Source organism: Mycobacterium sp. Root135, assembly GCF_001426545.1.
Lineage (GTDB): Bacteria > Actinomycetota > Actinomycetes > Mycobacteriales > Mycobacteriaceae > Mycobacterium.
In genome coordinates this window covers 498,782-519,254 of the sequence record NZ_LMEZ01000001.1, presented here as the reverse complement: position 1 = coordinate 519,254, position 20,473 = coordinate 498,782, and the positions used below count along the sequence as shown (strand labels likewise).

21 protein-coding genes are annotated in these 20,473 nt (G+C 67.3%); 12 read left to right on the top strand and 9 right to left on the bottom strand.

Annotated elements, in window-relative coordinates; all coding sequences use genetic code 11:
- The first annotated feature begins 12 nt into the window (after nucleotides 1-12).
- Both ASD37_RS02590 and ASD37_RS02585 read left to right on the top strand, forming a co-directional pair.
- A complete protein-coding gene (locus ASD37_RS02590) occupies nucleotides 13-2,007 on the top strand; it encodes a phosphotransferase (protein ID WP_056549707.1) in 1,995 nt (664 codons plus the stop codon).
- Nucleotides 1,986-2,333 (top strand): YnfA family protein, encoded by a 348-nt coding sequence (locus tag ASD37_RS02585; protein WP_056547646.1) that lies wholly within the window; start codon nucleotides 1,986-1,988, stop codon nucleotides 2,331-2,333. The genes ASD37_RS02590 and ASD37_RS02585 overlap by 22 nt, the downstream gene beginning before the upstream one ends.
- On the opposite strand, the gene ASD37_RS02580 is transcribed toward ASD37_RS02585, so the two are convergent.
- Nucleotides 2,330-3,262 (bottom strand): hypothetical protein, encoded by a 933-nt coding sequence (locus ASD37_RS02580; RefSeq protein WP_370072153.1) that lies wholly within the window; start codon nucleotides 3,260-3,262, stop codon nucleotides 2,330-2,332. The two genes, ASD37_RS02585 and ASD37_RS02580, sit on opposite strands and share 4 nt — an antisense overlap.
- Before the next feature lie 3 nt (nucleotides 3,263-3,265).
- On the opposite strand from ASD37_RS02580, the gene ASD37_RS02575 reads away from it, so the two are divergent.
- A complete protein-coding gene (locus ASD37_RS02575; protein ID WP_162253218.1) occupies nucleotides 3,266-3,787 on the top strand; it encodes a DUF4333 domain-containing protein in 522 nt (173 codons plus the stop codon).
- Here ASD37_RS02575 and ASD37_RS02570 read toward each other — a convergent pair.
- Nucleotides 3,768-4,475, bottom strand: coding sequence for a FadR/GntR family transcriptional regulator (locus ASD37_RS02570; RefSeq protein ID WP_056547635.1), 708 nt, complete (start codon nucleotides 4,473-4,475; stop codon nucleotides 3,768-3,770). The genes ASD37_RS02575 and ASD37_RS02570 overlap by 20 nt on opposite strands.
- A 138-nt stretch (nucleotides 4,476-4,613) precedes the next feature.
- Here ASD37_RS02570 and ASD37_RS02565 point away from each other — a divergent pair, with 138 nt between their 5' ends.
- Together ASD37_RS02565 and ASD37_RS02560 are read left to right on the top strand one after the other, a co-directional pair.
- Nucleotides 4,614-5,108, top strand: a complete 495-nt coding sequence (locus tag ASD37_RS02565) for a gluconokinase (protein ID WP_056547632.1) — start codon at nucleotides 4,614-4,616, stop codon at nucleotides 5,106-5,108.
- Nucleotides 5,108-6,535, top strand: a complete 1,428-nt coding sequence (locus ASD37_RS02560; RefSeq protein ID WP_056547617.1) for a GntP family permease — start codon at nucleotides 5,108-5,110, stop codon at nucleotides 6,533-6,535. Before ASD37_RS02565 ends, ASD37_RS02560 begins: the two co-directional genes overlap by 1 nt.
- Here the strand turns inward: ASD37_RS02560 and ASD37_RS02555 are convergent.
- Nucleotides 6,495-7,460: a DoxX family membrane protein gene (locus ASD37_RS02555; RefSeq protein ID WP_056547612.1), complete on the bottom strand. Its 966-nt coding sequence runs from the start codon at nucleotides 7,458-7,460 to the stop codon at nucleotides 6,495-6,497. The two genes, ASD37_RS02560 and ASD37_RS02555, sit on opposite strands and share 41 nt — an antisense overlap.
- Before the next feature lie 112 nt (nucleotides 7,461-7,572).
- Here ASD37_RS02555 and ASD37_RS02550 point away from each other — a divergent pair, with 112 nt between their 5' ends.
- Nucleotides 7,573-8,973, top strand: coding sequence for a xylulokinase (locus ASD37_RS02550; protein WP_056547609.1), 1,401 nt, complete (start codon nucleotides 7,573-7,575; stop codon nucleotides 8,971-8,973).
- 17 nt (nucleotides 8,974-8,990) lie between these two features.
- On the opposite strand, the gene ASD37_RS02545 is transcribed toward ASD37_RS02550, so the two are convergent.
- Both ASD37_RS02545 and ASD37_RS02540 read right to left on the bottom strand, forming a co-directional pair.
- Nucleotides 8,991-9,716: an alpha/beta fold hydrolase gene (locus ASD37_RS02545; protein ID WP_056547606.1), complete on the bottom strand. Its 726-nt coding sequence runs from the start codon at nucleotides 9,714-9,716 to the stop codon at nucleotides 8,991-8,993.
- A 118-nt stretch (nucleotides 9,717-9,834) separates the two neighbouring features.
- Nucleotides 9,835-10,743 (bottom strand): LysR family transcriptional regulator, encoded by a 909-nt coding sequence (locus tag ASD37_RS02540; protein WP_056549706.1) that lies wholly within the window; start codon nucleotides 10,741-10,743, stop codon nucleotides 9,835-9,837.
- 46 nt (nucleotides 10,744-10,789) lie between these two features.
- On the opposite strand from ASD37_RS02540, the gene ASD37_RS02535 reads away from it, so the two are divergent.
- From ASD37_RS02535 to ASD37_RS02525, 3 genes are all read left to right on the top strand, one after another.
- Nucleotides 10,790-11,605, top strand: a complete 816-nt coding sequence (locus tag ASD37_RS02535; RefSeq protein ID WP_056547605.1) for an acyl-CoA thioesterase domain-containing protein — start codon at nucleotides 10,790-10,792, stop codon at nucleotides 11,603-11,605.
- 97 nt (nucleotides 11,606-11,702) lie between these two features.
- Nucleotides 11,703-12,566 (top strand): DMT family transporter, encoded by an 864-nt coding sequence (locus ASD37_RS02530; RefSeq protein ID WP_056549704.1) that lies wholly within the window; start codon nucleotides 11,703-11,705, stop codon nucleotides 12,564-12,566.
- Between the two features lie 318 nt (nucleotides 12,567-12,884).
- Nucleotides 12,885-13,691, top strand: coding sequence for a hypothetical protein (locus ASD37_RS02525; RefSeq protein ID WP_200959742.1), 807 nt, complete (start codon nucleotides 12,885-12,887; stop codon nucleotides 13,689-13,691).
- Here ASD37_RS02525 and ASD37_RS02520 read toward each other — a convergent pair.
- Genes ASD37_RS02520 through ASD37_RS02505 form a run of 4 tightly spaced genes read right to left on the bottom strand, consistent with a single transcriptional unit; the run spans nucleotide 13,688 to nucleotide 17,729 of the window.
- Nucleotides 13,688-14,548 carry an ABC transporter permease gene (locus ASD37_RS02520; RefSeq protein WP_056547602.1) on the bottom strand — a complete coding sequence of 287 codons (861 nt, stop codon included), beginning with the start codon at nucleotides 14,546-14,548 and terminating at the stop codon, nucleotides 13,688-13,690. The genes ASD37_RS02525 and ASD37_RS02520 overlap by 4 nt on opposite strands.
- Nucleotides 14,545-15,420: an ABC transporter permease gene (locus tag ASD37_RS02515; RefSeq protein WP_056547598.1), complete on the bottom strand. Its 876-nt coding sequence runs from the start codon at nucleotides 15,418-15,420 to the stop codon at nucleotides 14,545-14,547. The genes ASD37_RS02520 and ASD37_RS02515 overlap by 4 nt, the downstream gene beginning before the upstream one ends.
- A 15-nt stretch (nucleotides 15,421-15,435) precedes the next feature.
- Nucleotides 15,436-16,632, bottom strand: coding sequence for a spermidine/putrescine ABC transporter substrate-binding protein (locus tag ASD37_RS02510; RefSeq protein ID WP_056547595.1), 1,197 nt, complete (start codon nucleotides 16,630-16,632; stop codon nucleotides 15,436-15,438).
- 50 nt (nucleotides 16,633-16,682) lie between these two features.
- Nucleotides 16,683-17,729 carry an ABC transporter ATP-binding protein gene (locus ASD37_RS02505; protein WP_235567998.1) on the bottom strand — a complete coding sequence of 349 codons (1,047 nt, stop codon included), beginning with the start codon at nucleotides 17,727-17,729 and terminating at the stop codon, nucleotides 16,683-16,685.
- Nucleotides 17,730-18,122: 393 nt separating this feature from the next.
- Between ASD37_RS02505 and ASD37_RS02500 the strand changes: the two genes are divergently transcribed.
- From ASD37_RS02500 to ASD37_RS02490, 3 genes are all read left to right on the top strand, one after another.
- Nucleotides 18,123-18,605 (top strand): TspO/MBR family protein, encoded by a 483-nt coding sequence (locus ASD37_RS02500; RefSeq protein WP_056547591.1) that lies wholly within the window; start codon nucleotides 18,123-18,125, stop codon nucleotides 18,603-18,605.
- Nucleotides 18,606-18,612: 7 nt separating this feature from the next.
- Nucleotides 18,613-19,107, top strand: coding sequence for a phosphate-starvation-inducible PsiE family protein (locus ASD37_RS02495; RefSeq protein WP_056547586.1), 495 nt, complete (start codon nucleotides 18,613-18,615; stop codon nucleotides 19,105-19,107).
- Between the two features lie 149 nt (nucleotides 19,108-19,256).
- Nucleotides 19,257-20,468 carry an acyl-CoA dehydrogenase family protein gene (locus ASD37_RS02490; RefSeq protein WP_056547582.1) on the top strand — a complete coding sequence of 404 codons (1,212 nt, stop codon included), beginning with the start codon at nucleotides 19,257-19,259 and terminating at the stop codon, nucleotides 20,466-20,468.
- Nucleotides 20,469-20,473 lie beyond the last annotated feature (5 nt).

The window sequence follows — 20,473 nt, the reverse complement described above, 5'->3', positions numbered from 1 at the left end:
AGCGTGGGCGGCGTGCAACCCTTCCTCGCCAACGCCCTGATCGAACGCCCCTCCGACCTCACCGCCGACTGGCTGACCGCCACGCTTGGTGCGGGGGAGGTTACCGACTTCACCGTCGAGCGCATCGGCACGGGACAGATGAGCGAGTGCTATCGCGTCGGGCTGACGTACGCCGACGGCCAGGACGGCCCCGCGTCGGTGGTGCTCAAGGTCGCCGCCGCCGACCCCAGCAGCAGGCAGACCGGCCTGGCAATGGGTCTCTACGAACGCGAAGTCCGGTTCTACACCGACATCGCGCCTGGGCTGCACGGGCCGGTCTCCGAATGCCACCACGCGGCCTACGACCCGGCGACGGGCGCCTTCGACCTGCTGCTCGGCGACGCCGCACCGGCCGTCGTCGGCGACGAGATCGGCGGGGCCTCGGTCGAACAGGCGACGATGGCGCTGACCCAGCTCGGTCGTGTGCACGGCCCGCTGCTCGGCGATGCCGCCCTCGCGGACGCCCAGTGGCTCAACCGGGAGTCGCCGCTCAACCAGGGACTGATGGCCGCCCTGTACGCCGGTTTCGTCGACCGATATCGCGACGAGGTCGCGCCCGAACACCTCGAGGTCTGCGAACGACTGGTCGCGGGATTCGACGAGTACCTCGCCGCCGAGGCCGCGTCAGGCCGACCGCAGGGACTGGTCCACGGCGACTTCCGTTTGGACAACATGCTGTTCGGCGAGGAGGGTGCCGACCGTCCGCTCACCGTGGTCGACTGGCAGACCGTGACGTGGGGGCCCGCGATGACCGACGTCGCCTACTTCCTGGGGTGCGCGCTGCCCGCCGCTCGGCGCCGCGAGCACGTCGACGCGCTGTTGCGCGCCTACCACGACGCGCTCGGACCCGACACCTCGGTGAGCCTCGACGACGTCCGCGACGGCGTGCGGCGCCAGAGTTTCTTCGGGGTGATGATGTCGATCGTGTCGCCCATGCTCGTCGAGCGCACCGAGCGCGGCGACCGGATGTTCGTCACGATGATCGCCCGGCACTGCCAGCACGTCCTCGACACCGACGCACTGGCCGTGCTGCCGTCGCCGTCGCATCCGGAACCGTTGCAGCCCAATCCGGAAGACGAGGGCCGCCACGAGCCGTCGGACGAACCGCTGTGGAGCGAGAGCTGGTACTTCGACTTCGTCGACCCCGGCCAGGAGGTCGGCGGATGGTTGCGGCTCGGCCTGATTCCGAATCAGGGCCATGCCTGGGTCAACGCCCTGCTGTGCGGGCCGAACATGCCCACCATCGCCGTGCTCGACTTCGAGGCTCCGCTGCCGGCCGACCACACGCACGTGCAGGCCGACGGCGTCGAACTCGAATTCGAGACCACCGCCCCGTTGCAATCACATCGGGTGACGCTGCGCGGCAGGGGAGCGGCCTACGACGATCCGGCCGACATCCTTCGGGGGGTCTCCGGTCGCCCCGTCGACCTCGAGATGGATCTGGTGTGGACCACCGACGGCACGCCGTACCAGTACCGCCTGTCGACCCGCTACGAGATTCCGTGCACCGTGTCGGGAACCGTTCGGGCAGAGGGACGTTCATATGAATTCACCGACGTCCCCGGCCAGCGAGACCACTCGTGGGCGGCGCGGGACTGGTGGGGCATGGAGTGGGTCTGGAGCGCACTGCACCTCGACGACGGCACCCACGTCCACGGCCTCGACCTCCGGATCCCCGGCGCGCCTCCGTTGGCCGCCGGGTACGTCCAGCGCTCGGGCGAGGTCGTCGAGCTGCAGACGGTCGTCGCCCGGGAGACGTTCGGCGACGACGAGTTGCCCGTCGGCACCACGCTCGAGCTCACCCCCGGCGACCTCACCGCGACCGTCGAGATCCGCGGTCACGCTCCGGTGCTGCTGACCTCGCCCGACGGCCGGCTGAGCAGATTCCCGCGGGCGTGGGCCACCGTGACGACGACCGACGGCCGCACCGGCGTCGGATGGCTCGAATGGAACCGGAACCGGATGTGACGGTGCTCAAGTCCGTGGTGCTGTTCGTCTTGGCGGCACTGCTGGAGATCGGTGGCGCCTGGCTGGTCTGGCAGGGCATCAGAGAACACCGCGGTTGGCTGTGGGCCGGCGCCGGGGTGCTGGCGCTCGGCGCCTACGGATTCGTGGCGGCCTTCCAGCCCGACGCGAACTTCGGGCGCGTGCTGGCCGCCTACGGCGGCATCTTCATCGCAGGCTCCCTGCTGTGGGGCATGGTCGCCGACGGCTTTCGGCCCGACCGCTGGGACGTCACGGGCGCGGTGGTCTGCCTGCTCGGAGTGGGTCTGATCATGTACGGCCCGCGCTAGGACAGCTGGGCGCCGTCGTCGTCGAGGTCGTCTCGTCGCAGTCCCATCGGCGTGGCGGTGGGGATGTCGCCCGCGGCGACCACCTTCCTGGTGAGTGGGGTCAGCGCGCGGAAGAGCAGTTCCAGTTCGCCGTCGTCGAGGGCGTCGAACGCCGACAGCGACAGTCGATCGGTCGAGTCCTCGAGCTGCCGTTTGAGCTCCCGGCCCGAATCCGTCAGCGCGCCTTGGTCGTCGACGAGCCCGCGGGCGGCGAGCCGGTCGAGGCACACCTGCCACTCGTGGTCGTCGTACTCGCGGCCACGCATGATGAACTCGCGAGGCACCCCATCGGCCAGCGCGTGCAGGACGTTGCAGTCACGGCCGCCGATGCCGTTGGCGACGAGTACCGCGACGTGGGTGTCGCCGCGGTGTTCCCGCAGCAGAGTGCAGGCGTGCCACAGCCGGGCCGCCGGTTCGTCGGGCCACGGCAACGCGCGGTTCGCGGCGAAGAGCGGGCGGCCGTCCAGCGGGGCGGTTGCCGCGGCCTTGGCCAACAGGTCGCCTGCGGTCCGCACCTCGGTACCGTCGCCGACCCCACACCGACCGAGTGCGGCGACGGCAGACGCCTCCCGCGCTCGGAGCGCGTCGGCCGGGCTGGCGAAGTCCCATGCGGCGGGCAGTGCGCGAGCCACGTGAGCCGGCGCGAAGTTGTAGAAGGCGGCGGTGACGAGGTCCGCTCCGACCGCACCAAGCGGCGCCGCCCGCGCCCCGAAGTAGCCCATCCAGAATCCACGAAAACCGGCCTGGCCGAGAGCATCGCGGGACTCGGGGGCGAAGTAGGTCAGTGCGTGCACGGGTTCGAAGCGGTCGAAGAGCCTGCGGGCCGTGGTCGAAGTTCTGCTCACTTCGGCAGTCAACCACCACGACGGCGCTCGGATGGAAGGATGCATGCCATGCGGTACCCGGTGACTGCCGCGGCCCTGGTGCTGACGGGTGCGATCGCGTGCGGCTGCGCGGGCGTGACTGGCCCCGACGTCACGCCGACGGTCGCGAAGGAGGCTCTGCAGAGGGACGTCTCCGACAAGCTGACCGCTGCCGGCGAGCGGCCCGAGACGGTCGTGTGCGAATCGGATCTCATCGGCGAGGTCGGCAGAACCGAACGATGCGACGTCGTGGTCGACGAGGCCAACAGTTTTCAGCCGATCGTCACCGTCACCGGAACCGACGCTGGCGCAATCCAGTACGACCTCACCCCGGCACTGTCCCAAGAGCAACTCGAGAGGGCGGTGGCCCGCCTCGTCGCCGAGAAGTCCTCGGATCGCATCGATTCCGTGGCGTGCGAAGGCGGCTTGAGGGGTGAGGTGGGCGCATCCGCGGGCTGTGACGTCGTCGCAGGGAAGACTCAGGCCCGCCGGGTGGTGGAGGTCACCGAGGTGTCGGGGCTGACGATGACGTTCACTTTGCGGACGAACTGACGTCGTCCACCGCTTCGTCGATGATCTCCCGCATGGCGCGTTCGGCGGTCTCCTCGTCGCGAAGTCGAATCGCGCGGGCGACCTCGTCGTGCAGCGCAATCGCGACCGGGTTGGGCGTCTCGGGCATCATGCCGTGGTGGGTGCGCCCGGTCAGCACCTCGGCGACGACGCCGTTGAGAGCCCGGAACATCTCGTTGCCGCTGGCCTCGAGCAATGTCTGGTGAAACACCTTGTCCGCCAACAGGTATGACTCCAGGTCCCCAGACCGGCCATGCATCACCATGTCCGACACCGCTGCCGCCATGATGCGGCACTGGTGGGGATCGGCCCGGCGGGCGGCCAGGGCCGCCGCGGTGGGTTCGAAGCCGCGACGCAGCTCCGACAGGGACACCAATTGCGCTGCGCGATCACCAGATTCGAGCCGCCATCGGATGACGCGTGGGTCGAAGACGTTCCACCGTTCTGCGGGTTGGATGGTGATGCCGACGCGGCGGCGGGATGCGACCAGGCCCATCGATTCGAGCACCCGAACCGCCTCGCGCGCGACGCTGCGGGACACCCCGTATTGAATGCCGACGCCTTCGAGGTTGATCACCCCGCCTGCCGGGAGCGTCCCCGACACGATTTCGGCGCCGATGCCAGTGAGGACGTTGTCGTGCAGCGCGCTGACGTTTGAGGGTCCGGCCACGGATACATCTTGTCATAAAGTTTGCTGACTGCCTTAAAGACATATCTTTCGCTCAAACTCTTGTAATGATCTTACTATTGAGGCACTCTGTGTGACGAGAAGCACAACTGGGTACAAGCGATCGGGAGGTGGGCTGGCATGGCGCCAATCGTCGTAATGGGTGTGTCCGGGTCCGGCAAGTCGACCGTCGGTGCAGCACTCGCTCAACGACTACGAGTGCCCTTCGCCGACGCGGACGACTTTCACCCCGAGGCCAACATCGCCAAGATGACCGCGGGTCACGCGCTCGACGACGACGACCGGCGTCCCTGGCTGGACTCAATCGGGAAATGGTTGGCCGCCCACGCCGAGGGCGGCGTGATGAGCTGCTCGGCACTCAAACGCACCTACCGCGACCAACTTCGGGAGCACTGTCCCGACGTGGACTTCCTTCACCTCGCGGGAACACCAGAAGTGATTGGCCGCAGGCAGGCCAGCCGACCGGGTCACTTCATGCCCGCATCGCTGCTCGCGTCCCAGTTCGAGACCCTCGAGCCGCTGGCTGCCGACGAGCACGGGGTCGACGTCAACGTCGACCAGAACATCGATTCCATCGTGAACGAATACGTAACGCTGACCCAACGGGAGCTGTGATGATCAACGGAATTACCCTGCTCGCCGACGACGCCCCGAAACTCACCGAGCCGGTGGCCTCGGGTTGGCATCTCGTCCTCGCGTTCCTCGTCGGCATCGGCGTCATCGTCGTGCTGATCACCATCGTCAAGCTTCATCCCTTCCTGTCGCTGATGTTCGGTGGGCTGACGGTCGGCATGGTGGCGGGGGAGAACCTCACCACCGTGCTGGCCTCATTCACCAAGGGCTTCGGCGAGACCGCGGCGGGCGTCGGCATCCTCATCGCGCTTGGTGCGATGTTCGCCAAATTGCTGGCCGATTCCGGTGGCGCCGACGAGATAGTCGACACCATCGTCGGGCACGCGTCACCACGAATGTTGCCGTGGGCGATGGCCTTGGTCGGCGCGATCATCGGCCTCCCCATGTTCTTCGAGATTGGCCTGGTGCTGCTGATACCGGTCATCTACCTGGTCTCGCGTCGCTCGCAACTGTCGTTGGTGACCGTCGGAATCCCGGCTCTGGCAGGCCTTTCGGCGATGCACGGGTTCGTCCCACCGCACCCCGGGCCACTGACCGCCGTCGGACTCCTCAACGCCGACCTCGGCGTCACGCTTGCACTCGGTGTCGTGGTGGCGATCCCGACCATCGTCCTGGCAGGGCCCCTGTTCGGAAAGCTCGCCGGGAAGTGGGTCGTCGTCGACGCTCCCGACACCTTCGACGCAGACCGCTTCGCAGAGGGCGAGAACCGGCGCCGGCCGTCGTTCGGCGTCACGCTGTTCTCGGTTCTGCTGCCCGTCGTCCTGATGCTGGGCAAGGCATTGGTCGACATCTTCATCGACGACAAGGCCAACCTGGTCCGATTGGTGTTCGACACCCTCGGCACCCCGCTGATCGCGCTCCTCATCGCCGTCATCGTCGGCATGTTCACCCTCGGCCGCGGCGCCGGGATGGACCGCAGCGAAGTCACCAAGTGCATCGAGTCCGGACTGCCGCCGGTCGCCGGGATCATCCTGATCGTCGCCGCCGGCGGCGGTTTCAAGCAGGTGCTCGTCGACACCGGCATCGGCACCCTGCTCGCCCGCTGGGCAGAGGGCGCGAACATCTCGGTGCTCATCCTGGCCTGGCTCATCGCGGTGCTGATCCGGCTGGCCACGGGTTCGGCCACGGTCGCCACGATCACCGCGTCGTCGCTCATCGTCCCGCTCGTCGCCGACCTGCCGACCGGCGAGGTGTCGTTGGTGGTGCTCGCCGTCGGCGCCGGCTCGCTGTTCTTCTCCCACGTGAACGACGCCGGCTTCTGGTTGGTCAACCAGTACTTCCGGCTCACCGTCGGCCAGACCATCAAGACCTGGTCGATCATGGAGACGGTGCTCTCGGTGAGCGGTCTAGCCGTCGTGGTTTGCGTGTCTAGCGAACGCGCTTCTCGAGTTCCTTCTGGGCGCGCTTGAGATCCTTGCGGGTCTGCTTGGCCTGCTTGCGACTCAACGACGCGAATTCGTTGCTGCGATCCTGGGCCAGGGCGGCCAGTTCCGCGCCGCGGTCCCGGGCTGCGTCAACCAGTTCCGGCGCACGGTCGCGGGCGACGTCGACCAGCTTGGCGCCGCGCTTCTGCGCAACGTCGGCCAACTCGGTGCTGCGATCCTGGGTCAGCTCGGCGAGCTCGAGACCGCGCTTACGTGCCTTCTTGGCGAGCTTGGGTGCTCGATCGCGCGCCACGTCGGCCAGCTCGGAGCCGCGCTCCAGCGCGACGTCGGCGAGCTCCGACCCACGCTCGTAGGCGACATGCGCCAGCTCGCGTCCGCGCTCGGCGCCCACGTGCAGACCGGATTGCAGATTCTCGCCCCACTTGTCGACGAGCTCGCTGTCGATCAGGGCGTTCGGGGTGTCGGACCCGCTCGGCAGGACACCGGTGACCCGCTCGCCCACCTTGCGGGCGGCACGTCGGCCGCGCCAGCCCAGCGAGGGACGGCCCTCGGTGTCGACCGAGGCGATGATGAGGCCACCGATGAGGCCGACGTCGGCGAACAGCGCCTTGCGCTCGGCCGCCTTGCGCGTGGGATCGGTCTCGTTCCAGAATGCGTGGCTGCCGAGGCTGCCGGGGACGACGCTGACGGCGAGTGCGGCCGAGGACAGGCGGGGCAGCTTGCCCGCGGCGAGCAGCAGGCCTGCCCCGATCTGAACGCCTGCGGTCACCTTGGCGACGGTCTCGGCGTTCGTCGGCACGTTCGGGCCGACCGGATCCGGGAGCTTGCTGAGACCTTCGAGGGTGGGTCGCGCGGCGTCGGCGGCTGGTTTCGGGCTGCGGAGAGCGTCCACGCCACGGGTGATGAAGGTGGTGGCCAGCATGGGACGCGCTATTCGTCGGATCAACATGCGCGCATTATTCCCCGAGGGGGCCGGTCGCAAACCCATAACGCGCCGAAGGGCAAGTCGCTCGAACACCGTCGCATTAGGGTGGGGATTCCAAGAACCGAAGGAGGTCGGCGTGGCCCTCGTCGCGGGAATCGACTCGTCCACCCAATCGTGCAAGGTCGTGATCTGCGACGCCGACACCGGTGACACGGTGCGCTCGGGTTCGGCACCGCACCCCGGGGGCACCGAGGTCGACCCGGCCGCTTGGTGGGCTGCACTCGCAGACGCCGCCGCGGCCGCAGGTGGGTTGGATGACGTAGCCGCGGTGTCGGTCGGCGCCCAGCAGCACGGCATGGTCTGTCTCGACGCCGCGGGCAACATCGTTCGAGATGCGTTGCTGTGGAACGACACCCGATCCAGCGGTGCGGCGGTCGCGTTGGTCGACGAGCTCGGCGGGGCGGCCGAATGGGCGGCGCGGATCGGCGTGGTGCCGGTCGCGGCGATCACCGCGACCAAACTGCGGTGGCTGGCCGACAACGAACCGAAGAATGCCGACGCGACCGCGGCGGTCTGCCTTCCGCACGACTGGCTGACGTGGCGGCTGTCGGGCTCGACCGACGTCGCCGACATCCGTACCGATCGCAGCGACGCCAGCGGTACCGGGTACTTCGCGGCTGAGGACAGTACCTACCAACCGGATCTACTCGAGCTGGCGATGCGCGGACGTCGTCCGATCGTGCCGCCCGTCGTCGGTCCGGCGGAGGCCTCGGGCCGCACCACCACCGGGGCGATCCTCGGTCCGGGCGCCGGCGACAACGCCGCCGCGGCCCTGGGCCTTGGCGTCGGCCCAGGGGATTGCGTCGTCTCGCTTGGCACCTCGGGCGTGGTGAGCGCGGTGGGTGACGCCGCATCGCACGACGCCGAAGGGCTGGTGGCGGGCTTCGCCGATGCCACGGGGCGGCAATTGCCCCTGGTGTGCACGCTCAACGGCGCGCCCGTGCTGGCGGCGGTCGCCAAGATGCTCGGCGTCGACTTCGACGAGTTCGATCGGCTCGCTCTGTCCGCGCCGCCCGGCGCGGAGGGGTTGACGCTGGTGCCGTACTTCGACGGTGAGCGCTCACCGAACCTGCCGGACGCGGCAGGCGCATTGCACGGGGTGACGACTCGAAACCTCTTGCCGCCCAACGTTGCCCGTGCCGCCGTCGAGGGCCTTCTTGCCTCTATTCAGTTCTGTGTCGAGAAGATCTCACGTCAGGGCGTCGACGCCGGCCGGGTGATCCTGGTGGGCGGAGGTGCTCGCTCGGAGGCCGTCCGCCGCATCGCTCCGGCGATCCTCGGGGTGCCGGTTCACGTTCCCCCGCCGGCGGAATACGTCGCGCTCGGTGCGGCGAGGCAAGCCGCGTGGACGGTCTCCGGCGCCGACGAGCCACCGGCCTGGAGCCTCGGCGCCACGTCGTCGTTCACCGCCGACCCCACCCCCGACGTGATCGAGCGCTACCGGTCCGCGCAGGCGTTGACGCTGGGACAACGCTGACCCGGGCCGGGGCACCGTCACGCTGAGTCGCGAGCCGTCTGCGAAACCGTCGACGACGACAGTTGGCTGACGACGAAGGCCGCGGCCTGATCGGTCGTCCCGTTGTTCTTGTATGCGCTGTGCGCCGAGCGGTCGAGGCCGCCGGGGGAACACACCGGGTCGCCCTGGTTGCACTCCTGGACGGTCTTGTTCACGTACGCGTCCCCGATCGCGATGGGTGGGGCGCTGTGGTCGACCAGGTTCAGGAACCACGGGTCGGGCGTGCCGAACAGTGCCACGGCGGCGACGTGCGAGGCGACCGACGCCGGCATCGGCCCGGTGATGTCCGCGGGCAGGGTGAAGCCGGCCGGGATCGAACTGGCGGTGGTGTAGGCGGCGACGGCCGCCCCCTGCGAGTAGCCGCCGAGGACGATCTTGGTGTTGGGGCAGCTGGTGGCGATCGACTGGACCTCACGGCTGGCGTCGGCGACCCCGTTGGCGGCGGCCTGGAAGTCCAGCGAGGCGGGATAGTCGACCGCGTAGACCCCGACGGGCTGACCGAGCTTGGCGTTGAGTGAGTCGACGAACGCCTGACCGGTGTCGCCAATGCCGGGCGCCTCGAAGGTGCCCCGTGCGAAGACGACCTCGACGGCCGAGCAGGCCGGGTTCGTGTCGGCCTGGGCCAGCCCGGCGGCTTGCGGACCGAGGACCGCCGCCGCGGAGGCGAAGGTGGCGGCGAGGATGCGCATCTGGTGGTTCGTCATGGTCGAGCCTTTCGGACGGTCCTGGGTGAGTGCATTCAGACTCCCGTGTCGGCGACGTCGCCACATCGGCGCTGACCACCAGAAACCGACCACCGCTAGCGGCTACGGCCGCTACCGGCTAGCAGGGGGGTCGGGGCCAGTCGCGTTGCTCGTCCGAGGAGGGACGCAGACCGTCCAGCAGGAGGCGCAGCGGCGCCCAGCTCTCGCGACCCCGCCGCGTCGCGGCGTATGCCGTCATGAGGACGGCGGGCTCGGCAAGCCGCAGCACCGAGACGCCGTGACGGGCTGGCCGGTTCAACGGCAGCAGACCAACGCCGTAGCCGGCGAGGATGAGGTCTTCGACGAGGTCGAGGCTGTCGATCTGGTGGGCGATGCGCGGGGTGAAGCCGGTCAGCGCCGCCAACGTGCGCACCGCGTCTTCGTCGGCGGTGTTGCGGGAGTTGACGATCCACGCGTCGTCGGCGTAGTCCCGCAGGTCGGCGGTGTCACCGGCCGTCGCGTCGGTCCGCACGCCGAGACCCCACGGCGTCGACCACAGCGCCACCGTGTCCAGTGCGGGGTTCGGGGAGGCCGGCGCCAGGTTGTAGTCGTAGACGAGAGCCAGATCCAAGTCGTCGTCGACGAGCAACCGGAACGCCTCGACGGGCTCGTACTCACTGACGATCGCGTCGACGTGCGGATGGCTGACGGCGAGATCGGCCAGAACCGGAAGCAGGGACACCCGGATTCCGGTCGCGAATCCACCGACGCGCAGGGTCCCGGCGGGTTCGGCATCCGGGTCGAGGTCGAGTCGCGCGGCGTCGACGGCGGCGAGGATGGTGACCGCATGGTCCGACAGCCGGCGGCCGGCGGGCGTCAGACGCACGCGTCGTCCTGCCGGCTCGACGAGGTCGACGCCCGCGTCCCTGGCGAGCGCTGCGATTTGTTGTGACACCGTCGAGGTGGTGAGGTGATGGGCCTCCGCGACCGCGCGCATGGAGCCGAGGCGTGACAGGGCGAGCAGGAGCTGTAGTCGGCGGGTGTCCACGTTGGCATTCTCGGTGGCATTGTCCGCCCCGTGCGACGATTCGAGAATGACCGCGCGTCCTGCCCACTTCGTCCACACGTCGGCGGACACGTTTCTACCTACGGACAATGCCCGAAGTCGTTGGGGTCCAGATCATCTCAACGGGCCGGCCCTGGTCGGGCTGGCGGCGCGCACCATCGAGGAACGGTTTGGTCTCGACGAGTTCATGCCAGCGCGCCTCACGGTCGACCTCTTCAAGGCCGCTCGAGCAGTACCCACCACCGCCACGGCACGGCTGGTCCGTGACGGCAGGCGGGTGCGCAACTCCGAATGCGAGCTCGTCCAGGACGGGGTCGTGGTGGCGAGAGCCATCCTGGTCCAGTACCGCCGCTCGTCGGTGCCACGGGGCGAGGAATGGTCGGCGACGATGGACCTGCCGACGCCGGGCGAGGTCGGCGAGTCGAGCCATCTGACGATGGGCAGCGACGTCGGCGGCTGGAGCCCCCACATCGCGGATCACCAAAACGCCTCGCGGAAGCGATTCCGGAACCGCGCCGTCGACGTGGTCGAGGGAGTGACCAACTCCCCGCTGGTCAACACGGTCTGCGCCGCGGAGGGCACCAGCCTGGTCACCAACCTCGGCACGGCGGGCATCGGCTACATCAACGGCGACCTCACCGTGGCGTTGGCCCGCCTGCCGGTCGACGAGTGGATCTACCTGCAGGCCGACTCACACTGGACGGCCGACGGCATCAGCACGGGATCGGCGACCCTCTACGACCGTGTCGGAGCGTTTGGGACGGGCGTCGTCACCGCGGTGAGCAACCCGGCGGCGCAGATCGACTTCTCGGACGTCACCATCTCGGTGGAGGAGAATCTCTAGCCCGTGAGCTCCCGGATCTGATCGTTTGACTTTCCCGAACGATGTGTCGGGATTTATCACGTGGACGCGAACGGTGGTCGTGCCCTTCAATGCAGTCATGGGCATGAACCAGACCCGCACGGGCGTGCTGATGGCGTCGGGGGCGATGCTGTGCGTTCAAGCCGGGCTGGCGTTGTCGCTGGGACTGATCGACCAGGTCGGCGTCGAGGGTGCGGCGTGGTTGCGGCTGACGTGGGCCGGGGTGCTGCTGCTGGTCGTCGTCCGCCCGCGGCCGTCGGCCTTCACGAGGACGACCTTCCTCACGTGCGTCATCCTCGGAGTGGTGACCGCGGCGGTCACCCTGCTGTTCATGGCGTCCATCGCACGGATTCCGTTGGGTACGGCCAGCGCATTGGAGTTTCTCGGCCCCCTCGGTGTCGCCGTGGCCCAGGGCAGGGGCAAGAACCGCTTCGTATGGCCCGGCCTCGCGGCCGTCGGCGTTGCCTTGCTGACTCAGCCATGGGCCGGTGCCGTCGACCTGGTTGGCGTCGCATACGCGTTGGGTGCGGCGGTCTGCTGGGGCTGCTACATCTTGCTCACGCAGCGCGTCGGCGACGGGGTGGAGGGAATCAACGGGCTGGCGGTGTCGATGGGCGTCGCGGCGATCTTCTCCAGCCTCGTCGTGGGCGCATCAGTGATTCCGCGCATCACGCCCGAAATCCTGCTGTTCGGAATCGGTCTCGCCATTCTGCTGCCGGTGGTTCCCTTCACCTTGGAGATGATGGCGCTGCGTCGGCTGACGACGGCGTCGTTTGGAACCCTGATGAGTATCGAGCCGGCGTTCGCGATGCTCATCGGCTTCGTGGTGCTGTCGCAGGCGCCCGACGGTGCGGGCGTCGTCGGCATCTGCCTGGTCGTCGCCGCCGGCATCGGGGCCGCCAGGTCCGGCGCCCGACCTCCCGTCCTCGTCGACGTCACCTGACGTCGATTTACGACCCTTCCGCGACACGCCACACGGACCGCGAGACGGTCGCCGTGGCTCGTCAGCTACGCCACCCCGGCGATGACGCGCCTACGAGCAACCACCGCGTCAACCACGTAAAGCCGATCCGCGCATGGTCGGTGCGCATCCCGGGCTGAAAGGCGAGTGCCATTGGCTACTGGGTGCAAAACGATGTTTATATGCCGGCAATCCATTTGCTGGATACGTCAATAATTACGCAAGTGCCAGGTAGAGACACTTCAAGAACAAACGTATTATATTGCCCTAGTCGGTCCATCAAACGACGAAGGCGGAGTCATGACGACGTTGGAATACACGAAACCTAGCCAAGTAATACTCGGTGGCTCCATGTCGTGGTGGGATCCGGCGGCCGAATGCGCGGTCACCATCGCCGAACCGGCGGCGGCACCCGACCTGTTCGCCGAGTACCACCGCGGCGCCGTGGCGAGTTACGCCAAGTTCGGCGTCAGCGACGCACTCGACGGAGACACCGCCCGCTGCGCGGCCGACACCGCCCTGTTTTGGGTGATGACCGACGTCGACGGAGGCGTCATCGGCGGGGTCAGGACGAAGGGCGCGCTGACCGCACCCGAGGACTCTCATGCCGTCGTGGAGTGGCAGAACCAGCCGGGGGAGTCAGACGTCCGCAGAATGCTTGCGGAACGCATCCCCTTCGGTGTCATCGAGATGAAGGCCGCCTGGATGCGCAGCGATGGAGCCCGCAATCCGCACCGACCAAAGTTGCATGCTCGCAGCGGCTTTCATCTGACTGCGCTTCTCGGCGTGGACTACTACATGGCCACCTCCGCGGCGCACACCCTCGAGCGGTGGCGGTCGACCGGCGGTGTCGTCGCGCCCATTCCCGCGACGCCCTACCCAGACGAACGATACGAAACGAAGATGATGTGGTGGGACAGAAGGACCTTCACGGTCCACGGCGAACCTGCCCAAGTCGCCTCGATCGTCGTCGAGATGGCACGAATCCACCGCCACGGACAGCCGGCAGCGGAACGCCGCCTTTCGGCACGCACCCGCAGCGCGCTGTCCACCCACCGACCGAGGACCGGCGCCCTCCGCCATGGCACCGCCGAACTCGTGGCCTAGAGGTCGATTCGCTTGCGGCGGTATAGCGTCCCGAACATCAGCAGCACCAGGCTGATCACCAGGATCGCGGTCGCGAGGACGTCGATCTGCGGAGGCACCGCCGCCTTCGTCGCGGCGTTGACGAACAGCGGATAGGTGACCGTGGACCCACTCACGAAGTAGGTGACGATGAAGTCGTCCAGCGACAACGCGAACGACAGCATCGCGGCGGCGACGATGCCGGGCACGATCAGGGGCAACGTCACCTTGAAGAAGGTTCGGGTGGGGCTGGCGCCCAGGTCCATCGAGGCATCCTCGAGAGTCCAGTCGAACCCCCTGACCCGGGCGCGCACCGTCATCGCCACGAAGCTGATCTCAAACGCCACGTGGGCGATGAGGATGGTCGTGAAACCGGTCGCCCACCCGAGGTCGAGGAAGAGGGTCAGCAGTGAGGCGCCCATGACCACCTCGGGTGCCGTCAGCGGCAGCACCAGAAAGGTGTCAACCGCGCCGCTTCCTCGAAACCGCTGACGCACCAAGGCAATTGCGAGGAACGTGCCCAGGACCAACGCGATCAGGGTGGACAACGCCGCCACCTCGATGCTCATCTTCAAGGCCTCGGCCAACGCCGGATACTTGAAGGGGTCTGCCCAGTTCTCGAGCGTGAAGCCTTGCCACGTGTAGTTGAACTTGCCCGCCGGCTTGTTGAACGAGAACAGCACGATCACGAAGATCGGCACGAAGATGTAGAGCAGCACGAGCCCTGCGATCACCTTCAGGGCGACGTCGCCCAGCTTGCCCGTCCCTCGTAGCGAGCGCTTCGGCCGACGCGGCCGGTCGATCAAGTCGACGACCGCCGCGCCCTCTTGGATCGTCATACCAGGTTCTCCGTACCGAGGGCCCGCGTGTAGGACAGCACGCCGGCCAGGATCATCGCCATCAGAAGGAAGCTCAGTGCAGCGGCGCCGGGATAATCCTTGACCACCAGGAACTGCTTCTGAATCACGTTGCCGATCATGGTCGTCTGCGTGCTGCCCAAATAGTCGGCGTTGATGAAGTCGCCCATGGCGGGGATGAAGACCAGCAGGCTGCCCGCGAGCACGCCGGGCACCGACAGCGGGAAGACGATCTTGGTGAACGCGCGGAAGCTCGACGAATACAGATCCCTCGACGCTTCGAGCAGCCGCGGATCGATCTTCTCGAGGCTGACGTACAGCGGCAGGATCATGAACGTCATCGAGTTGTAGATCAGGCCGCCGATGACGGCCCAACTGGTGGACAGCAGCCGTCCGTCGGGGGGCAGCAGCCCAATCGTGTTCAGCGTCTGCACCACGACGCCGTCGTCGGCCAGGATCGTCTTCCACGCCAGGGTTCGCACCAGGAACGTCACGAAGAAGGGCAGGACCACCAGACCCAACAGCAGGTTCTTGTAGCGACCCGACTTGAACGCGATGACATACGCCAGCGGATAGGAAATCGCCAGCGAGACCACGGTCGCGGTGAAGGCGTACAGCAGCGACCGCACGATCTGGTCTTGGTACGTCGACAAGGCATGGGCGTAGTTGCCGAAGTTCCACGCAAAGGTCAACTGCGGCAGGTAGATCGAGCCGCCCATGGTCGACAACGACGTCCGGAACAACGACCAGAACGGCACTACGAAGAAGATCGCCAGGTACGCCAGTCCGGGAAGGATCATGAGGTACGGCGCGATCTTGCTGCGCTGGCGACTACTGCTGGCTACTCCTGCCATGTGTGGGCCCGGCGCCTAGCCGCCGGTGACGGCGGCGTACGCGGTGTTGAACTGCTGGGTCTGCTCATCGGTGAGCGCGGCCCAGGTGTGCAACTTGTCCTGGAAGTCCTGGGGAGGGTTGATGAGCTTGTTGGCCGCGATCTTCGGGTCGATCTTGTTGAGCTCGTCGGTCATGTCCGACAGCACCGGCACGTACTGGACGAACGCCACGAGCTTGGCGTAATTCGCCCGGTCGTACACGTAGTCGATCCACGCCTCGGCCGCGTGCTGGTTCTGCGTGGTGTACGGAATGGTCATCGTGTCGATGAACCAGTCGCCACCGGACTCGGGAATGATGAATTCGAGATCCGGATTGTCCGCCTGCAGCTGCACGACGTCGCCGGAGTAGGCCTGGGCGATGGCGATGTTGCCCGCGGCCAGGTCGTCGGCGTAGTCGTTGCCGGTGAACCGACGGATCTGGCCCTTGTCCTTCTGCTCCTTGACGAGGTCGACGGCCTTCTGCACGGAGTCCATGCTCGGGTCGGCGACGTTGCCGCCCTGCGACGTCATGATCATGCCGAGGCCGTCCTGCATGTCGGTGAACAGGCTGACCTTGCCCTTGAACTTGGGGTCCCACAGGTCGTCGATCTTCGTGATCTCGCGGCCCGTCGCCGCCTTGTTGTAGGCCAGGCCAACCATGCCGCTCATGTACGGGGCGGTGAACTTGCGACCCGGGTCGGACTTGTCGTTGAGCAGGTCCGGCCGGAGGTTCTTGCGGTTGGGCACCCGGGTGTCACTGATCTCGTTGAGCCAGCCCAGTTGCTTGAGACGCAGGGCCATGAACTGGGTGGGCACCACGAGGTCTGCGCCGATGTCCTGCTTACGCGACAGCGGCTCCTTGTTCTTGGCGAACCACTGCTCGTTGTCGTTGAAGTCTTCCTTGTAGTCGACGGTCAGACCGCTCGCCTTCTGGAAGTCGGCGACGAAGCCGTCGGCCATGTACAACGGCCAGTTGGAGATGCGCAGGTCGCCGCTCGCCGGCTTTCCGTCATCCGGCGGTGCGGACGACGAGCTGCTGGAACTCGTCGTGCTGCTGGAACCGCACGCGGCGAGGAACGATCCGCCAAGGCCTAGTGCGGCTGCCGCGGCGGCGCCGCCCCCGATGAAGCGTCGACGTGAGGTGCGTGACGCGGCGAGCCGCGCCATCGTCCTGGGATCGATCTCGTTCGCCATGGAGGTGCCTTTCGGGTGGTTCGACAGAGGGGGGGTCGTCGAGGGGATCGTCAGGGCTCGGGAGGAGCGTCGAACATCTCCTCCAAGTCCTCGGTCGTCGGAATGTCGGCGGCCGGAAGGACCAGTGAGGCGTCAGGTGCCCACGCGACGTGCACGCGGTCGCCCGGCCTCAGCAGGGGAAGGTTCTGCTCGGTTCCGACGTGCGCGACGATCGGTGAGCCGTCGGGGGCGTCCATGGACAGGCGGACCACCGGACCCTGGAACGTCAGGTCCGTCACGGTGGCGGACACCGTGGCGACGTCGCCCTCGGGTGGGTCGACCGAGACGCGGACCCGCTCGGGTCGCACCATCAGGGTGGCGTGCCCGCCCGCCTCGATGGCGGTGTCGCCCGGCCTGGCGCGCAACGTCGTACCCAAGACCGAGAGTTCGGCGAGGTTGCCGTCCATGCGGATCTGTTTGCCCGGCCACAGGTTCGCCTGGCCGATGAAGCTGGCCACGAAAACCGTTGCGGGACGGTCGTAGATCTCGGTCGGGCTGCCGATCTGTTCGACGTTGCCCGAATTCATGACCGCGATGCGGTCGCTCATCGTGAGCGCTTCCTCTTGGTCGTGGGTCACGTAGACGAACGTGATGCCGACCTCGCGCTGAATGCGCTTGAGCTCGAATTGCATGGCATGGCGCAGCTTCAGATCCAGTGCGCCGAGCGGTTCGTCGAGCAGCAGTGCGCTCGGGTAGTTCACCAGCGCCCTGGCGAGCGCGACGCGTTGCTGCTGTCCGCCCGAGAGTTGCGCGGGCTTGCGCTTGGCGAAGTCGGTGAGCCGGACGATCTCGAGGAGCTCGTCGACCCGGCGCTTGACCTCGCCCTTGCCCAGAGTCTTGTCGATCTTCTTGCTCCGCGGACCGTAGGCCACGTTGTCCCACACCGTCATGTGCGGAAACAGCGCGTAGTGCTGGAACACCGTGTTGACGTTGCGCTTGTGTGGGGACACCGACGACACGTCGACGCCCTCGAGGCGGATCGCCCCCTCGGTCGGCGTCTCGAAGCCCGCGATCATCCGCAGCGTCGTCGTCTTGCCGCAGCCCGACGGACCCAGCATGGAGAAGAACTCTCCGGAGGCGATGGAGAAGTCGGCGTCTGCCACGGCGAGGTAGTCGTCGAAGCGTTTCGTCACATGGTCGATCTCGATGACCGGCTGGCCGGCCTCGAGGGGGACCGCGCCCTCTCCCGTGGTGCTGTCGACGGCGGTGCCGTGTGTGCCGCTCAGGACGACCTCCCTGGTTGTCGGCACGACGAGCGGACCCTCGAGGAGGAGACCGCTCGGCCCGTGCACTGTGGGTAAACCATCGCCGATCTTGGAGCCCTTCGCAAGCGATTCCGCAACGAATTTACATTCAGACAACCGGATTCCGCAGCGCGAGATTGCTACGACGGCGAATCCGCTTGTGAGGCCCCCCTCGCCGGGTACGTTCGAGTGGTCGAAAGGAGTCGCATGCGCGCGCTCACCCTTGCCAAGACCGCCGGTGCCGCCGCGGCCACCGCCGTGCTCGGCGGTCTCGCCACCGGTCCGGCGGTTCAGTCGAACTGGTACCAGACGCTGCGCAAGCCCAGCTTTCAGCCGCCGCGACAAGCCTTTCCGATCGTGTGGCCGCTGCTCTACGCCGACGTCGCGGTGGTCTCGGCCGCCACCATCGACGAACTCGGCGAACGAGGCGCCCAGCAGGAGGCCAGGACGTTCACGAGGCTCCTCGCGCTCAATCTCGTGCTGAACGGCAGCTGGTCGTGGCTGTTCTTCAACCGCCGCCAGCTCGGCCCGTCGGCGGTGTTGGCAGGCGCTCTCGCCGTCAGCAGTGCCGACCTGACTCGGCGCGCGGTCCGCGTCAACGGAGCACCGGCGAGGGCGCTGTGGCCCTATCCGCTGTGGTGCACGTTCGCGACCGCGCTGTCGAGCCGCATCTGGTGGCTGAACCGCTAAGCCGACGATGCCCAAGAGCGACGACGTCGACGAGGACGTCGAGGAAGACGAAGAAGACCGGCAGCGCCTTGCCGACCGTGTGCTGAGCTTCGTCGAAGATGCCGTGTACTGGTCCATCGCCGTCGTCTTGGCGTTCGGTTCGGTGGCGCTGCTCGTCGCGCAGTTCAACACCATGCTGCGGCTGCGCAACACCCCCGCCTCGACGCTCATGCTCGAGGTCCTCGACGGTTTGCTGCTGCTGTTCATCTTCGTCGAGCTGCTCTACGCGGTCCGAGCGTGCCTGCGTTCGCACGAGATCGTCGCCGAACCGTTCCTGATCGTGGGCATCCTGGCCGGCATCAAGGAGATCGTCGTGCTGTCGGTCGAGGCGGCGACGCTGCTGGAGAAGGGGCCGGAGTTCTCCCGCGCGATCGTCGAGATCGGCGTCCTCGGTGGCGTCGTCCTCGTTCTTGCGTTGTCCGCGTTCGTCTTGCGCGTCAGACGACGTGACGGCGGCGACTGAACGGTCGCGTCGGATCGGCAGGCGTTCTCGCCGGGGTAACTAGATGCCCGGTAAGTTCGATGCGTACAGTCGTTCACTGATCGGGTGCCGCGGTCGCCACCCATGTCCGCCACCGACGCGCGGTTGATTCCGCCGGGAGGAACAGCCACATGACGTTTTCGCTCGAGTTGTCCGACGACGTAATCGAAGTCCGGGACTGGGTTCACGACTTCGCCGAGAAGGTCGTCAGGCCCGCGGCGGCGGAATGGGACGAGCGCGAAGAGACGCCGTGGCCGATCATCCAGGAGGCCGCCAAGATCGGCCTCTACTCCGTGGAGCTGTTCGCGACCCAGGCCGCCGAGCCGAGCGGACTCGGTCTACTCACGGTCTTCGAGGAGATGTTCTGGGGTGACGCGGGCATCGGCCTGTCGATCCTGGGTACCGGGCTCGCCGCAGCGTCGCTGGCCGCGACCGGAACACCCGACCAGCTCGGGGAGTGGCTGCCCCAAATGTTCGGCACGGTCGACGAACCGCTTCTCGCGTCCTTCTGCGCGTCGGAGCCGGGTGCCGGCTCGGACGTGTCGGCCATCATCACCCGGGCCCGGTACGACGAGGCCAACGACGAGTGGGTGATCAACGGCACCAAGACGTGGGCCACCAACGGAGGGATCGCCAACGTCCACATCGTCGTGGCGTCGGTTCATCCCGAACTGGGGTCGCGCGGTCAGGCGACGTTCATCATTCCGCCGGGGACGAAGGGCTTCAGCCAGGGACAGAAGTTCAAGAAGCACGGCATCCGCGCGTCCCACACCGCCGAGGTCGTGCTCGACGACGTCCGCATTCCGGGCCGTTTGATCATCGGCGGCAAGGACAAGTTCGACGAGCGCATCGCCAGGGCTCGCGAGGGCAAGAGCTCAGCCGGTCAGGCCGCGATGAAGACCTTCGAGCGCACCCGCCCGACGGTCGGCGCCATGGCGTTGGGCGTGGCCCGCGCGGCCTACGAGTATGCGTTGGACTACGCCCAGGAGCGCGAACAGTTCGGTCGCAAGATCGGCGACTTCCAGGCGATCGCGTTCAAGCTCGCCGACATGAGGACCAGGATCGACACCGCGCGGTTGCTGGTCTGGCGCGCAGGCTGGATGGCCCGCAACGACAAGCCGTTCGTCAACGCCGAGGGATCGATGGCCAAGCTCGCCGCCAGCGAGACCGCGGTCTACGTCACCGACGAGGCCATTCAGATTCTCGGCGGCAACGGATACACCCGCGATTATCCGGTCGAGCGCATGCACCGTGACGCGAAGATCTTCACCATCTTCGAGGGCACCAGTGAGATTCAGCGTCTGGTGATGGCCAGGGCGATCACCGGTTTGCCTCTGAAGTAGCTCGG

What these genes read in the sequence shown, in the direction of transcription:
- ASD37_RS02545 (WP_056547606.1), bottom strand. Translation starts at nt 9,716, where the DNA reads ATGACGAACCACCAGATGCGCATCCTCGCCGCCACCTTCGCCTCCGCG.
- ASD37_RS02535 (WP_056547605.1), top strand. Translation starts at nt 10,790, where the DNA reads ATGACCGCGCGTCCTGCCCACTTCGTCCACACGTCGGCGGACACGTTT.
- ASD37_RS02560 (WP_056547617.1), top strand. Translation starts at nt 5,108, where the DNA reads ATGATCAACGGAATTACCCTGCTCGCCGACGACGCCCCGAAACTCACC.
- ASD37_RS02565 (WP_056547632.1), top strand. Translation starts at nt 4,614, where the DNA reads ATGGCGCCAATCGTCGTAATGGGTGTGTCCGGGTCCGGCAAGTCGACC.
- ASD37_RS02585 (WP_056547646.1), top strand. Translation starts at nt 1,986, where the DNA reads ATGGAACCGGAACCGGATGTGACGGTGCTCAAGTCCGTGGTGCTGTTC.
- ASD37_RS02555 (WP_056547612.1), bottom strand. Translation starts at nt 7,460, where the DNA reads ATGTTGATCCGACGAATAGCGCGTCCCATGCTGGCCACCACCTTCATC.
- ASD37_RS02580 (WP_370072153.1), bottom strand. Translation starts at nt 3,262, where the DNA reads ATGCATCCTTCCATCCGAGCGCCGTCGTGGTGGTTGACTGCCGAAGTG.
- ASD37_RS02500 (WP_056547591.1), top strand. Translation starts at nt 18,123, where the DNA reads ATGCGCGCGCTCACCCTTGCCAAGACCGCCGGTGCCGCCGCGGCCACC.
- ASD37_RS02490 (WP_056547582.1), top strand. Translation starts at nt 19,257, where the DNA reads ATGACGTTTTCGCTCGAGTTGTCCGACGACGTAATCGAAGTCCGGGAC.
- ASD37_RS02575 (WP_162253218.1), top strand. Translation starts at nt 3,266, where the DNA reads ATGCGGTACCCGGTGACTGCCGCGGCCCTGGTGCTGACGGGTGCGATC.
- ASD37_RS02495 (WP_056547586.1), top strand. Translation starts at nt 18,613, where the DNA reads ATGCCCAAGAGCGACGACGTCGACGAGGACGTCGAGGAAGACGAAGAA.
- ASD37_RS02505 (WP_235567998.1), bottom strand. Translation starts at nt 17,729, where the DNA reads ATGCTGGGTCCGTCGGGCTGCGGCAAGACGACGACGCTGCGGATGATC.
- ASD37_RS02510 (WP_056547595.1), bottom strand. Translation starts at nt 16,632, where the DNA reads ATGGCGAACGAGATCGATCCCAGGACGATGGCGCGGCTCGCCGCGTCA.
- ASD37_RS02520 (WP_056547602.1), bottom strand. Translation starts at nt 14,548, where the DNA reads ATGACGATCCAAGAGGGCGCGGCGGTCGTCGACTTGATCGACCGGCCG.
- ASD37_RS02530 (WP_056549704.1), top strand. Translation starts at nt 11,703, where the DNA reads ATGGGCATGAACCAGACCCGCACGGGCGTGCTGATGGCGTCGGGGGCG.
- ASD37_RS02525 (WP_200959742.1), top strand. Translation starts at nt 12,885, where the DNA reads ATGACGACGTTGGAATACACGAAACCTAGCCAAGTAATACTCGGTGGC.
- ASD37_RS02515 (WP_056547598.1), bottom strand. Translation starts at nt 15,420, where the DNA reads ATGGCAGGAGTAGCCAGCAGTAGTCGCCAGCGCAGCAAGATCGCGCCG.